A 220-nucleotide genomic window follows, 5' to 3' on the forward strand; every position below is an offset into this window, starting at 1 on the left:
AGACGCAGGAGATGGTGTTCGATGCCCATGCCCGGGGCTTCGCCTTCTTCGGCGGCGTTCCTTTGCGGGGGATCTACGATAACATGAAGACGGCTGTCGCCGCGGTCTTCGTCGGCAAGGAGCGGGTGTTCAACCGCCGGTTTTTGGTCATGGCCGACCATTACATGGTCGAGCCCACGGCCTGCTCGCCGGCAGCGGGGTGGGAGAAGGGTCAGGTCGA

1 pseudogene is annotated in these 220 nt (G+C 63.6%); it reads left to right on the forward strand.

Annotation, left to right across the window (positions count from 1 at the left end):
* Positions 1-220, forward strand: a pseudogene (locus B3547_RS16190) (IS21 family transposase); the annotation flags it as partial.

The organism is Novosphingobium sp. UBA1939, assembly GCF_002336885.1.
Lineage (GTDB): Bacteria > Pseudomonadota > Alphaproteobacteria > Sphingomonadales > Sphingomonadaceae > Novosphingobium.